General features: G+C 66.1%; 10 protein-coding genes. All 10 read left to right on the top strand.

The features are described from left to right. The first annotated feature begins 62 nt into the window (after nucleotides 1-62). The 10 genes from AC1Q7F_RS28065 to AC1Q7F_RS28020 all read left to right on the top strand — a co-directional run bounded on the left by AC1Q7F_RS28065 (nucleotide 63) and on the right by AC1Q7F_RS28020 (nucleotide 13,495). On the top strand, nucleotides 63-818 hold the full coding sequence (locus AC1Q7F_RS28065; RefSeq protein ID WP_492511862.1) for an SDR family NAD(P)-dependent oxidoreductase: 756 nt from the start codon (nucleotides 63-65) through the stop codon (nucleotides 816-818). A 13-nt stretch (nucleotides 819-831) separates the two neighbouring features. Next, the gene (locus AC1Q7F_RS28060) at nucleotides 832-1,983 is read left to right on the top strand and encodes an ATP-grasp domain-containing protein (protein ID WP_492511861.1); all 1,152 of its coding nucleotides are present in this window, start codon (nucleotides 832-834) and stop codon (nucleotides 1,981-1,983) included. Further along, the gene (locus AC1Q7F_RS28055) at nucleotides 1,976-2,836 is read left to right on the top strand and encodes a succinate--CoA ligase subunit alpha (protein WP_492511860.1); all 861 of its coding nucleotides are present in this window, start codon (nucleotides 1,976-1,978) and stop codon (nucleotides 2,834-2,836) included. The genes AC1Q7F_RS28060 and AC1Q7F_RS28055 overlap by 8 nt, the downstream gene beginning before the upstream one ends. Nucleotides 2,837-3,100: 264 nt before the next feature. After that, nucleotides 3,101-4,387, top strand: a complete 1,287-nt coding sequence (locus AC1Q7F_RS28050) for a cytochrome P450 (protein ID WP_492511859.1) — start codon at nucleotides 3,101-3,103, stop codon at nucleotides 4,385-4,387. Then, nucleotides 4,384-5,418, top strand: a complete 1,035-nt coding sequence (locus tag AC1Q7F_RS28045; RefSeq protein WP_492511858.1) for an NAD(P)-dependent alcohol dehydrogenase — start codon at nucleotides 4,384-4,386, stop codon at nucleotides 5,416-5,418. Before AC1Q7F_RS28050 ends, AC1Q7F_RS28045 begins: the two co-directional genes overlap by 4 nt. Before the next feature lie 31 nt (nucleotides 5,419-5,449). Beyond that, nucleotides 5,450-7,690, top strand: a complete 2,241-nt coding sequence (locus AC1Q7F_RS28040) for a TonB-dependent receptor (protein ID WP_492511857.1) — start codon at nucleotides 5,450-5,452, stop codon at nucleotides 7,688-7,690. Beyond that, on the top strand, nucleotides 7,690-9,177 hold the full coding sequence (locus tag AC1Q7F_RS28035) for an aldehyde dehydrogenase family protein (protein ID WP_492511856.1): 1,488 nt from the start codon (nucleotides 7,690-7,692) through the stop codon (nucleotides 9,175-9,177). The genes AC1Q7F_RS28040 and AC1Q7F_RS28035 overlap by 1 nt, the downstream gene beginning before the upstream one ends. After that, on the top strand, nucleotides 9,155-9,949 hold the full coding sequence (locus AC1Q7F_RS28030) for an SDR family NAD(P)-dependent oxidoreductase (protein ID WP_492511855.1): 795 nt from the start codon (nucleotides 9,155-9,157) through the stop codon (nucleotides 9,947-9,949). Before AC1Q7F_RS28035 ends, AC1Q7F_RS28030 begins: the two co-directional genes overlap by 23 nt. Nucleotides 9,950-9,952: 3 nt before the next feature. Next, complete coding sequence (locus AC1Q7F_RS28025) at nucleotides 9,953-10,720, top strand: crotonase/enoyl-CoA hydratase family protein (RefSeq protein WP_492511854.1); 768 nt, start codon at nucleotides 9,953-9,955, stop codon at nucleotides 10,718-10,720. Between the two features lie 663 nt (nucleotides 10,721-11,383). Beyond that, nucleotides 11,384-13,495: a TonB-dependent receptor gene (locus AC1Q7F_RS28020; protein ID WP_492511853.1), complete on the top strand. Its 2,112-nt coding sequence runs from the start codon at nucleotides 11,384-11,386 to the stop codon at nucleotides 13,493-13,495. The last annotated feature ends 12 nt before the right edge of the window (nucleotides 13,496-13,507 follow it).

Below are 13,507 nucleotides of genomic sequence, written 5' to 3'. Positions count from 1 at the left end.
CGTTTGCGCGGATCACGGCCGGTCGGCACTGCTGAAGCAACGACGCACAAGGGAGCGGACGCATGAAACGTCTGGAAGGCCGTATCGCCATGATCACGGGCGGGGCCAACGGCATCGGCCGTGCTTGCGCCCTGCGCATGGCGGCGGAAGGGGCGAGATTGGCCATCATCGATCTGGAGCCGGAGCCGCTGTCCGCATTGCGCGACGAACTCGCGGCGGCGGGCACGGCAGTCTTCACCAGAGCGGCCGACTGCACCGACCCGGCACAGGTCGCAGATTTCGTGGCTGCGGCGGAGGCGGCGCTGGGGCCAGCCGATATCCTGGTCAACAATGTCGGCCAGGGGGCCCGGGAGCGCAAAACCAGCTTCCTGGACAGCACCGAGGATGTCTGGCGCTTCGTGGTGGAGATCAACCTGTTCACTACCATGCGCTTCACCCGCCAGCTGGCGCCCGGCATGGCGGCGCGCGGATATGGCCGTGTCATCAACATGTCGTCGGAATCGGCCGTCATCGGCCCCGTGGGCAGCCATGATTATTCCGCCGCCAAGGCGGGCATCATCGGCTTCACCCGCGCGGTGGCCCGCGAACTGGCACCGCGTGGCGTCACGGTGAACGCCGTCTGTCCGGGGCCTGTGCGCACCCGCGCCCTTGAGCGTAGCGCCGGGGAGGAGGCGCGCAAGGCCGTGGCCTCCATCCCCGTCGGCTTCCTGGGCGAACCGGAGGATATCGCCGGCATGGTGGCCCTGCTGGCCAGCGACGAGGGCCGCTACATCACGGGCCAGACAATCATCGTCAATGGCGGCCGTTGTTGGCTTTAAGGAGTTTCCATTCATGATGCTGCTTGAACATGACGCCAAGATGCTGCTGGCGGCGGCGGGCCTGCCGGTGCCGCCGGGCCGGCTGGTCCGGCGTGCCGATATCGCCGCCCTTCCCCGGCTGCCCCTGCCCCAGGTCCTGAAGGTGCAGGTGCCCGTGGGCGGGCGCGGCAAGGCTGGCGGCATCCGCCTGGTACGCGAGGCAGATGCCCTGGGCGTTGGGCTGGACGACCTGCTGGGCATGGAGATCAAGGGACACAGGGTCCAGGCCTGCCGGCTGGAAGGCGCGGTGGATTTCGTGGCGGAAGCCTACCTGTCCTTCACGCTGGATGCCGGGCCGGGCAATGTCCGCCTGCTGCTGTCGGCCCGGGGGGGCGTGGATGTGGAGGACCCGTCCATGCGCCCGCATCTTCTGTCCGCCGCCGTGGCGCCCGACCTGGACAGCCTGCTGGCCGGCATCGACGCGCTGTCGGAACGATTGCCGGATGCCGCAAGGGGCGCCGTGGCAGATGCCGCGCGCAGCCTGGCGCCGCTGTTCTTCCGGCATGAGGCATTGCTGCTGGAGATCAATCCGCTGTTCATCCGGGCGGACGGGTCCTGGGTCATCGGCGATGCCAAGCTGGCCCTGGACGAGAACGCCTTTCCCCGCCAGCCGGCCCTTGCCGCGGTCGTGACCGGCAATCCGGACCTGTATCCGGAAGCAGCATTGAAGCTTGAGCAGGGCTACGATTACGTGCCCCTGGATGCCGGCGGCGATATCGGGTTGGTGACGACAGGGGCCGGCCTGTCGATGCAGTTGATCGACGAGCTGGTGGCGCGGGACCGGCGGCCCTTCAATTTCTGCGACATCCGTACGGGCCAGTTCAAGGGCGACCCGGCTCGCCTGATCCAGGTGCTGGAACGCATCGCTGCCGGCCCGTCCATCCGCTCCGTCCTGATCAATTTCTTCGCCGGCCATACCGACCTGGGGGAGATCGCGCGGTTGCTGATCATCGCGCTGAAGGCGGTGCCGCACCTGAAGGCGCCGATCACCGCCCGCATGATCGGCAACGGCCTGGACAAGGCCCGCGCCATCATCGCGGAGGCCGGCAATCCCGTGCTGATCGAAACCGACCTGGAACGCGCCATCGACCTGGCCATTGCGCGAGCGGAAAATGCCCATGCTTGAGATCAAAGCCGACACGCCCACCATCGTCCAGGGCATAACCGGCCGCGCCGGCCGCACCCATACTCGGCACATGCTGGCCTATGGCACCAACATCGTGGGCGGCGTGTCACCGCGCGATGAGGATGTGGAGGACATACCGCTGTTCCGCGACTGTGCCGCTGCCGTTGCCGCCACCGGTGCCACGGCCAGCGTCGCCATCGTGCCGCCCTTGTCGGTGCTGCCCGCCATCCTGGAGGCGATCGATGCCGGCATCCGCACCATCGTCACCCTGACGGAAGGCATGCCCATCCATGACGCCGTGAAGGCCAAGGCGGCGGTGAAGGTCGCCGGCGCCTGCTGGATTGGCGCCTCCACCCCCGGCCTAGCCATTCCCGGCCGCATGAAACTGGGTTTCCTGCCCGATGTATCGCTGGCGCCCGGCAGCCTGGGCGTCATGTCGAAAAGTGGCACCCTGTCTTATGAAGTCTGCCACCGGCTGGTGGCGCGCGGGTTGGGGCAGAGCCTGTGGGTGGGTGTGGGCGGCGACCCGGTCAAGGGCACGCGCTTTGCCGACCTGCTGGGGCTCTATGCCGCCGACACAGGTACAAGCGCGCTGGTCATCATCGGGGAGATCGGTGGGGACGAGGAGGAGGAGCTGGCCGCCGCGATCACCGCCCAGGGTTTCGCCAAGCCCGTCTACGCCCTGATCGCCGGCCAGTCGTCGCGCGAGGGGGTAACCATGGGCCATGCTGGCGCCCTGATCCATGGCGAGACGGGAACCGTGGCCAGCAAGACCAAGGCCCTGACCACCGCCGGTGCGCACGTGTTTACGCGCATCCAGGATCTGGTGGAGGCCGTTGCCGTCGCCCCATGAGCAGCGATCATGCCGAAAGGGCGAAAACTCGCTTGTTTACCATGATCGCTGGTTCATCCTGTCCTTGGCCAATGAAACGGCGCCGCCCCCTTGCGAGGTGAAAATCCAGGCGCCGACAGGGATGGAAACAGGGATCGGGGCGCCAGTGCCGCCCCATCAAGCCAAGGACCGATCATCGCGAACCGACTTGCCCGGCGGACCCGTCCGCCGGCGGGCGGCGCCGTGCGGCCAGGGCTTGTCCCTGCGCAACCGGAAGGATGAGCCATGGGCGAACGCGACGATGACGTCAACCTGACCAATCCATCCTTCTTCGGCCGCCACGACCCGCATCCGATCTGGCGGCGGCTGCGGGCCGAAGATCCGGTGCATTGGACGCAAGGCCGCCTGCGCCATGGGTTCTGGTCGGTCACACGCCATGCCGACATGCGTTTCGTTCTGACCAACGACACCCGCATCTTCAGCGTGCAGCGCCATGGTGCCAACCTGCCGGCGGGCCCGGAATTCGAGACGCCGGAGGACGCGCTGTTCACGGAGCTGACCCATAGCGGCGCGCAGCTGGCCATCATGGACGGCCAGCCACATACCAGCCTGCGCCGCCAGTTCTGGGATTTCTTCTCCCCCGGCGGGGTACGCGACCTGGACGCGATGGTCCGGCGCATCACCAGCGACCTGCTGGCCGACCTGCTGGAACGCGGGTCCTGCGATTTCACCACCGATTTCGCCGGCAAGGTGCCCACGGCGGTCATCGCCGCCATCCTAGGCATCCCGGAAAGCCATTGGGCCGATCTTTACCGCTGGAACAACATGCTGGCAGCACCGGAGGATCCGGAATTCGCCATCGGCGACGCGCTGACAACCCAGACGGAGGGGGTCAGCAACATCATGCGCACCTGTATCGAGCTGGCCGCGTCCAAGCGCGGCAGGGGTGGGGCCGATCTGCTGACCGCCCTGACCACCGCCGATATCGAGGGCCGTCCCTTGAGCGATACGGAGATCGGCTTCAACGGCCTGATGTTCTTCGCCGCCGGGCATGAAACCACCCGCGCCTCAATGAGCACGGGGCTGGCGGAACTGATGGCGGCACCCGACCAGTGGCGGCATCTGCGCGACAACCGGCGTGATCGCGACACGCTGCGCCGCGCGGGAGAAGAATGCGTGCGCTACAGCTCCCCCCTCACCCACACGCTGCGCACGGCGACGGAGGATACGGAGATCGGCGGGCAATGGATCGCCGAGGGAGACCGTGTGGTGCTGTGGTTCCATGGCGCCAATCGCGATCCGTCGGTCTTCACCAATCCCGAACGGTTCGACGTCACACGGACGAAGAACGAGCATCTCGGCTTCGCGGTGGGCAAACATTTCTGCCTGGGCATGCATCTGGCCCGCCTGGACATGGCGGTGATGCTGGAAGCCATGCTGGAGCATCTGGAGGATGTCGAGCCGGCGGGACCGGTGGAGATGGCCAGTTCCAACCTGTTCTGGGGCATCAAGCATCTGCCCATCCGCTTCCGCGCCAGGAGCGGTCGGGCGCTGCGAGAGGCCGTGGCATGAGCCCCACCATGCGCGCTTACCGCCTGCTGACGGCCGGCCGGATGCCGGAGATCATGGAACTGCCGATCCCGGAGCCGGGGCCGGGTCAGGTGCGCCTGCGCACCGCCGGGGCCGGGCTGTGCCACTCCGACCTGTTGGTCATCCATGCCGATCCACCCTTCTTCCCCCTGCCGCTCACCATGGGGCACGAGGCGACAGGCTGGATCGACGCGCTGGGGCCAGGGGTGGAGGGGCTGCGGATCGGGGATGCCTATGGCGTCTATTTCTCCTGGGGCTGCGGGTCCTGCCGGGCGTGCGCCAAGGGGGCGGAGAATGTCTGCGAGCGGGCGGGCATGATCCCCGGCTTCGCCACGGGCCGCGATGGCGGCATGGCGGATTATTTCATCGTCGATGATCCCCGCCATCTGGTGCCGCTGGGCACGCTGGACCCGGTGGAGGCGGCACCGCTGATGTGCGCCGGGATCACCGTGGCCCATGCCGTGCGGCGCACGGCTTCGCTGCTGGAGCCGGGATCGGCGGCCCTGGTCATCGGGGTGGGCGGGCTGGGCCATCTGGCCGTGCAGGTGCTGAAGGCGCTGACGCCGGCGATCATCATCGCCATCGACCGGCTGCCGGCAAAGCTGGCGCAGGCAAGGGACCTGGGCGCCGACCACGTGCTGCTGTCGGGATCGGACAGCGGGACGGAAATCCAGACGCTGACCGACGGAAGGGGGGCCGCCCTGGTCCTGGATTTCGTGGGCAGTGATGCGACGCTGGACCTGGCCGCCGCAACGCTGGCCCAGGGCGGGCGGCTGGAGATCGTGGGCGTGGGCGGCGGCATGCTGCCCATCCGCTTCCACACCATGCCGCGCGACGCCAGCATCGGCACGCCCTATGCCGGCACGCTGGACGACCTGCGCATGGCCGTGGGGCTGGCCCGGGACGGGGCCGTGCATTCCGAGGTGCTGCGCGTCGGCTATGCCGACCTGGACACCACATATGCCCGGCTGGACGCGGGGGAGATCAGGGGGCGGGCGGTTCTGGTGCCGTAACCAAACAAACAAACCAATCAGGGAGGGTACAGTGCGCAAGATCCAAGGGGACATGCTTCACCGGCCGCTGATCCCGGCCCTGCTTCTCCTGACGGCCACGGCCGCCCAGGCCCAGCAACCGCCCGACATGCTGGAGGAGGTCATCGTCACGGCCCAGCGCCGGTCGGAGAATTTGCAGAAGGTGCCCATCGCCGTCACGCCCGTATCCATGGACCAGATCGAAACGGCGGGCATCACCTCCAGCCTGGACCTGCCGCGCATCGCATCGGGCGTCACCACCGCGCCCACGGCGGCCAATTCCTTCTTCATCCCCTATATACGCGGCGTGGGTTCCAATTCGCCCGCCACGGGCAATGACAGTTCCATCGCCGTCTATATCGACGGCATCTACCAGTCCGACAAGGCCGCCAATGTCTTCGACTTTTCCAATATCGAACGGATCGAAGTGCTGAAAGGCCCGCAGGGCACGCTGTTCGGCCGCAACGCCACGGGCGGCGCCATCAATGTCATCACCCTGAAGCCGCAATTCACGGTCGGCAGAAATGCCGAACTCTCCTATGCCCGCTTCGACCGCTGGACGGCAAAGGCCCATGTCACGGGGCCCTTGTCCGATACGATTGCCGCCAGCCTCAGCTACCAGCATATCGGCGGCGGCGATTATTTCACCAATACCGGCACGGAAGACCCGGGCCGGTTCGGCGGCACCAACAGCGACGCCGTCCATGGCAAGCTGCTGTTCAAGCCGGGCGATAATTTCGAGGCCACGCTGAGCCTGATGTATGCGGACCGCAGCACAACGGACCTGAATTCCAATCTGGCGCCCGTGCCGGGCACGACCCCCGTCGGCATGCTGCTGGGCGGCAGTTTCGACGCCCGCGACCGCCATTATGCCGGCAGCCCCAACCTGTTCGCCACGGAGGCCTACCGCGCCAGCCTGCATGCGCGCTGGTCCCTGGACAAGGTCGATCTGGTCTCCATCACCGGCTATGTACATACCGAGGACATCTCCAAGCTGGATTATGACGGCACCACCGCCAACGTCCTCTATTTCGATGAGATCCAGGGCACCAAGGACTTCTCCCAGGAACTGCAGGTGCTATCGGCCGATGAAGGGCCGCTGCAATGGGTGCTGGGCGCCTATTATTTCAAGGGCAAGGCCTTCATCGACCCCCTGAACCTGGTCCAGGCTGCGCCCTACAACAGCAGCTTCGCCACCGTGCCCGCCGTGCCCGGCGGGTCGATCACCAGCATCGAGGCGGAAGGGCCGACCCGCGCCCTGGCCGGCTATGGCCAGGCGACCTACGCCCTTACCGACGCGACGCGCCTGACCGGCGGCCTGCGCTATACAAGCGAGCGGCGCGGCTATGATTTCGCCGTGTCGGGCGTGGGACAGATCGCCCCCGGCTTCGTGTCGCCGACGCTGATCCCGCTGGTTTCGGACAGGGACAATTTGCGCAAGACCTTCAACAAGCTGACCTGGCGGCTGGCGCTGGACCAGCAATTCACACCCGACATCATGGGGTATGTCAGCTGGAACCGCGGCTTCAAGAGCGGCACCTACAACATGAACGACTTCACGCCGGGCCAGACGCCGGTGAAGCCCGAAGTGCTGGATGCCTATGAAGCCGGGCTGAAGGGCCAGTTCATGGACCGCCGGCTGCAGGTCAATCTGGCCGGCTTCTACTACGACTACAAGAACATCCAGCTCGACACGATCGTGGCCAGTGGATCGGGCGCCAGCACCACGGTTTTGCAGAACGCCGCCAACGAACGCATCTACGGCCTGGATGCCGATATCCAGCTCCGCGCCAGCCGGGCCCTGCAATTGCGGGCCAGCGCCACCCTGCTGGATGCGGAATATCAGGATTTCCCCAACGCCACGGCCTTTATTCCCGACATGTTCGGCAATGGAACGCAGTCCAGCATCGATGCCGGGGGCACGCGCGGGCTTTACGCCCCACGCTGGTCCTTCACGCTGGGGGCCGACTATACGGCCGATCTGGCCGATGGTGGCGAACTGGTCTTCTCCGGCAGCTATTACCGTACCGCCAGTTTCAAGGTGGGCATCGGGCCGGCCGACAAGGTCCATGAATATGACAGCCTGGGCGCGTCCGTCACCTATCGCTTCCCCGACAAGGAGTGGTATCTGCGCGGCTTCGGCAACAACCTGACCGATCGCACCGTCATCGGCACCAACCTGTCGGCGCTGAAACAGTCCCGCCAGCAGATCATGCCGCTGACCTACGGGTTGGCGGTGGGGGCGGGTTTCTGATGGCGGGGGCTGCATTCGACCGTGTCGGCCCCGCCGCCCGCCGCTGGCTGGAACAGGGTGAGGGACACCTGCTGATCGGCGGCGAATGGCTGGCGGCACGCTCCGGGGAGAGCTTCACGGCCCTCGACCCCTCGACCGGCGGCACCATCGGCCGCGCGGCATCCGGTGATGCCGCCGATATCGACGCGGCGGTCATGGCCGCCCGCGCCGCCTTCCAGGCCAGGTCGTGGCGGCGCATGAACCCGCATGCCCGGGGCGACCTGCTGCTGCGCATCGCTGAAAAGGTGGAGGCGCATGCCGACGAACTGGCAGAGCTGGAAACCCTGAACAATGGCGTGCCGCTGTTGTTCACGCGCGCCCAGGTGGCCGATGTCGCCCGCACCTTCCGCTATTATGCGGGATGGCCGACCAGGATCCACGGGGAAACGAACCCGACGGGCGGCGATCTGCTGAACTACACGCTGCGCCAGCCCGTGGGCGTCTGCGGGCAGATCGTGCCCTGGAACGGGCCCTTATCGTCGGCCGCCTGGAAGCTGGCGCCGGCGCTGGCCTGCGGCAATGCCGTGGTGCTGAAGCCGGCGGAGCAGACGCCGCTTTCCACCCTGCGCCTGGGCGAATTACTGCTGGAAGCAGGCGTGCCCCCCGGCATCGTCAATATCGTCACGGGCTTCGGTGAAACGGCGGGGGCGGCGCTGGTGGCGCATGCGAACGTCGACAAGATCGCCTTCACCGGCTCCACCGAGGTGGGCAAGCGCATCGTGCGGGCGGCGGCGGGCACCATGAAGCGGGTGACGATGGAACTGGGCGGCAAGTCGCCCAACATCGTCTTCGCCGATGCCGACCTGGACAGGGCCGTGGCCGGTGCCGTCACCGGCTTCTGCACCCTGTCGGGCCAGATCTGCGTGGCCGGCTCCCGCCTGCTGGTGCAACAGGAGATCCATGATGCCTTTGCGCAAAGGCTGGTGGCGGCGGTGGGCGGCGTGACCGTGGGCGACCCGTTCGATCCCGGCACCTATATGGGGCCGCTGGTCTCCGCCGAGCAGCAGCGGCGCGTGGGTGGACATATCGACCGGGCGCGACGGGACGGGGCAAGGCTGCTGCTTGGCGGTGATCTGCTGGAACGGCCGGGCTTCTACGTCGCCCCGACCATCTTCAGCGACGTCCAGCCGCCCATGGCCCTGGCACGGGAGGAAGTGTTCGGCCCCGTCATCGCGCTGATCCCCTTCAAGGATGAGGAGGATGCCCTGGCCAAGGCCAATGACAGCATATACGGCCTTGCCGCCGCCGTCTGGACCCGCGATGGGGCCTGCGCGCACCGCATGGCGCGCGACCTCGACGCCGGCACGGTCTGGATCAACACCTATCTGGTGGTGGACCAGATGTCGCCCTTCGGCGGGTTCAAGCAATCCGGCCTGGGCCGCGAACTGGGCCGCACCTCCATCGATGCCTATACGGAGCAGAAAAGTGTCTTTGCCGATATCGGGTGAGGGCGGACGGGCCCGTTTCGACTTCACAGGATCCCGCGTCATCGTCACCGGCGCCAGCCGGGGCATCGGGCGCGGCATCGCGGAGGCCTTCGCACGGGCCGGTGCAGCCGTTTCCATCTGCGCCCGCAAGCCGCAAAAGCTGGAGGAGACGAGGCATGCGCTGGCGGCCCATGGCAACCCGGTGCACGCGGCACTCTGCGACGTGGCCGACGGAACCCAGATCGCAACCTATGTCGCCGAAGCCGCCGCGGCGCTGGGCGGCATCGACGTGCTGGTCAGCAATGTCTCGGCCTTTGCACGCAGCGATACCGACGAAAGCTGGCTGACGGGCGTGCAGACCGACCTGCTGGGGGCTGTCCGCCTGTCCAACGCCGCCCTCCCCTGGCTGGAACAGGCGCCGGGCGGCGGGGCCATCGTGCATGTCAACTCCATCACGGCCCTGCGCCCGTCGCGCACGGCACCGGCCTATGCCGCCCTGAAGGCGGCCCTGCTGAACTATACGGGAAGCCAGGCCCTGGCCCTGCTGGGGCGCGGCGTGCGGGTCAACGGGGTGGCGCCGGGATCGACGGAGGCGCCGGGCCATTTCTGGGAGAAGCGCAAACTGTCGGGCGACCCCGCCTATGCGGCGGCCCTGGCCAACCAGCCCACAGGCCGGATGGGCAATCCCGACGACATCGCCGGCGTGGTGCTGTTCCTGGCATCGGACGCGGCGCGCTGGGTGGTGGGGCAAACCATCCTGGCCGATGGCGGGCAACTGGCGAATGGCGGCTGAGCCATGGTGGAGACCGTCCATATCGAGCAGCAGGGCCATCTGCTGATCATCACCATCGACCGGCCAGGGGTGCGCAATGCCGTGGACGGACCGACAGCGGCGGCCCTGCACACGGCGATGGACCGGATCGACGCCGATCCGGCCATCTTCGTGGCCATCCTGACAGGGGCCGGCAGCACCTTCTCCGCCGGTGCCGACCTGAAGGTGGCGGCGCGCGACGGGCATAGCGGTGCCGCCACGGCCCGCGGTCCTTTCGGCTTCTGCCGAAACCCGCCGTCCAAGCCGCTGATCGCCGCCGTGGAGGGCCATGCCGTGGGCGGCGGATTCGAGATGGCCTTGGCCTGCGACCTGATCGTCGCCGCCAGCGATGCGCGCTTCGCCCTGCCGGAGGTGAAGCGCAACCTCGTGGCGCTGGGCGGCGGCCTGCTGCGCCTGCCCCGCCGCCTGCCCTGCCATATCGCCGCAGAGATCGCCTTGACGGGTGCGACGGTTGGGGCGGGGGATCTGCACCGATGGGGGCTGGTCAACCGCCTTACCCCGCCGGGACAGGCGCTGGCGGCAGCCCGCCAGCTCGCCGCCGACATCACGGCCAATGGCCCCACCGCCCTGGCCGCCACCGTCGCTATCCTGCGCCGTGCGGGCGGGCCGGCCGAGGATGCGGAGTGGGAACGGGCCCGCGCACAGGCCCAGCCGGCCCTCATGGCCCAGGACCGGGCCGAGGGGTTGCGGGCCTTCGCCGAAAAACGGTTGCCCCGCTGGCAGGGGTGCTGAAGCAGCTTCCTGTGGTTCACCGCCATCCCCTTCCGCCCTGAACTGAGCCGAGTTGCCGGCGGCTCCACAGAGCTGGTCCCCGGTGAGCGGACAGTTACGAGGCTTAATTGGATGCGGGGGCAGGACTTGGCCGATGGTATGACAATCTATGCGTTAATATATGATTGGATAATTCAACCGTTTAACGGGCGCTTCTGCCAGCCTTATGTCCCACATGGGGCCGAAAGCGGACAGGCGGGTTTCCGCACCCGTATTGGGATTCCGGGCATTCCCGCCCGCTCCGGCGGTTCCCAACGGACACACCGGTTATATCTCCGTCGTCTCCGCCAGCTGCAGTGCGTCTTCGACATCGACGCCCAGATAGCCACCGTCGTTTCGATCTTGGTGTAGCCCAGCAGTATCTGCACAGCGCGAAGGTTGCCGTTCTGTTTGTAGATGAGGGCGGCCTTCGTTCGCCGTGGGGAATGGGTTCCATAATCCTCTCGACGCAGGCCGATCCCGATCAACCGCCCGCTCTCTGTCCATTGAAATAGCAAGATATTTCGGCCCGAATGAGGAATATGTATCTATCTCCAAAATTGGCTACTATTTTGCGCAGAAATTGGCTACTATCCTCTGGCAGCCGACATCCAAGCCGGCATCATGGACACGGGAGTACTGCACATGAGGAATTTGAAGCGGCTGATGCTGCTGGGTGTTGCGGCAGGGGCTGCGATGGTCCCCGCCGCGCATGGCCAGGACATGGCCTTGGAAGAAATTGTGGTCACCGGATCGCGCCTGTCCGCGACGATTGAGACTTTCCCCGGTTCCTACACGGTCGTGGGCCGCAAGGATCTGGAGGATCAGTTGTCGACGACGGCTGATATCGGGTCGGTCCTGTCCAACATGGTACCGGGCATCGCTGCCTCCAACGGCACTGCTGCGAATGTGGAACAAAGCCTGCGCGGCCGGCCCCTGCGCGTCTTCATCGACGGCATCCCCGTCTCCAACCCGTTGCGTGACGGCGGCCGCGATTTGCGCCTGATCTCCCCTTCCGTCATCGGCTCGATCGAGGTGATCCGTGGCGCTTCGGCGCTGTATGGCCAGGGCGGCGCCGGCGGCATCGTCAACTACATCACCAAGGATGCACCCTCGACCCAGGAATTCCGTTTCAAGACGGAGATCGGGACCAGCCTGTCGACGGAACATCTGGCTGACAGCGCACGCCCCAGCATTTCGCAAAGTGCCTCGGGCGCCATCGGCGGCTTCGATGTCAACCTGAACGGTTCGTATGAGCGGGTGAATGGCCAGTTCGACGCCGATGGCGACCGCCTGGCACCCGATCCGCACAATTTCGGCGGTATCGCCGACAGCAACATCTATAACCTGTTCGCCAAGCTGGGCTATTCCTTCGGCGACCAGCGCATCGAAGCCATGGTCAACTATTACCAGCAGAAGCAGGACACCAACTACGTCACGGTCAGCGGTAATATCGCCAGGGGCATCAAGGAAACGGCGGCGAAGGGAATGGCCGATCCCCGCGCGCTCGACCCGGAAAACCGCAACACCATCTCCTCCCTGGCCTACGAGAATGGCGATGTTCTGGGCTCTGCCCTGAACAGCAAGCTCTATTACCTGGAAAATTACAGCGTCTTCTCCTTCGATGCGGCGCGCCTGGGCGGGACCCAGACCACCATCACCTCGGAAAAGATCGGCTGGCAAACCGACTTCACCACCGGGCTGGATGATTGGGGCCTGACGGATGGCACCGCGCTGTGGGGCTTCGACATTGCCCGCGACACGACCGAACAGCCGCTGATCCCGCTGACCGACAAGCCCGGCGATGGCCGAACCTTCACGCCGCCGCTGAAGCAGATGAACTATGCGGCCTTCATTCAGCTCGACGTGCCGGTGACCGACTGGTTCACCCTGCGCGCCGGCATCCGGCATGACAAATTCAATATGAAGATTGATGATTTCGTGGCCGGCCTGACCAATGTGAAGGTCGCGGCGGGGGAACTCGATTACAGCGCCACGCCGGTCAATATAGGCGGCACGCTGCATGTCCTGCCCGAAGCCGAAATCTTCGGCGGCTTCTCCCAGGGTTTCTCCATCCCCGATATCGGCGCGCCCTTGCGCCGCGTGACGGCAACCAATCTCGACAATTTCGATCCCAAGCCGCAGTTGGTGAACAATTACGAGATCGGCCTGCGTGGGTCGGTCCTCGATATCGGCTATACGGTCGCCTATTTCATCAGCAAGTCGAAATACGGCACCGACTTCGTGATCGACACCGTCAACCCGACCGAGGCCGCGACCCTGCGCGAGAAGGAGCGCATCCACGGCATTGAGGCGACCCTGACCGGCAAGATCGGTGACAGCACCAGCTGGGGCGGCAGCTTCGCCTGGTCGGAGGGCAAGCGCGACGCCAACCATGATGGCAAGGTTGACACGCCCCTGACCGGCCGCCGCATCGGGCCGGAACAGTACAATGCCTGGCTGGAACAGGAATTCACCGCTGACTGGATAGGCCGTTTGCAGGTGAACCACACCGGCAGCCGGAACAAGTTCCCCAATGCCAAGATCAATGATTTCTATACGGGCCGTGTGCGTCCCGTGACGCGTGTCGATGCCTCCACCCAGTACCGCATGGACAAGCTTCTGTTCACGGTCGGCGTGAACAACTTGTTCAACAACGACTATTATTCCGTCACGTCCCAGATGATCAACCGCGACCAGCTCTACAGCAAGGCGGAGGGGCGCACCCTCTTCCTGAAGATGTCCGCGGAATACTGATCCGGCCGCCCC

This window comes from Niveispirillum sp. GW835-FHT14G11 (assembly GCF_058793615.1).
Note: the sequence above shows the minus strand (reverse complement) of the source record. Positions and strands in the feature narration are given on the sequence as shown.

Excerpts from the sequence above, each read along its gene's own strand:
- AC1Q7F_RS28065 (WP_492511862.1), top strand. The coding sequence starts at position 63 with ATGAAACGTCTGGAAGGCCGTATCGCCATGATCACGGGCGGGGCCAAC.
- AC1Q7F_RS28060 (WP_492511861.1), top strand. The coding sequence starts at position 832 with ATGATGCTGCTTGAACATGACGCCAAGATGCTGCTGGCGGCGGCGGGC.
- AC1Q7F_RS28055 (WP_492511860.1), top strand. The coding sequence starts at position 1,976 with ATGCTTGAGATCAAAGCCGACACGCCCACCATCGTCCAGGGCATAACC.
- AC1Q7F_RS28050 (WP_492511859.1), top strand. The coding sequence starts at position 3,101 with ATGGGCGAACGCGACGATGACGTCAACCTGACCAATCCATCCTTCTTC.
- AC1Q7F_RS28045 (WP_492511858.1), top strand. The coding sequence starts at position 4,384 with ATGAGCCCCACCATGCGCGCTTACCGCCTGCTGACGGCCGGCCGGATG.
- AC1Q7F_RS28035 (WP_492511856.1), top strand. The coding sequence starts at position 7,690 with ATGGCGGGGGCTGCATTCGACCGTGTCGGCCCCGCCGCCCGCCGCTGG.
- AC1Q7F_RS28025 (WP_492511854.1), top strand. The coding sequence starts at position 9,953 with ATGGTGGAGACCGTCCATATCGAGCAGCAGGGCCATCTGCTGATCATC.
- AC1Q7F_RS28020 (WP_492511853.1), top strand. The coding sequence starts at position 11,384 with ATGAGGAATTTGAAGCGGCTGATGCTGCTGGGTGTTGCGGCAGGGGCT.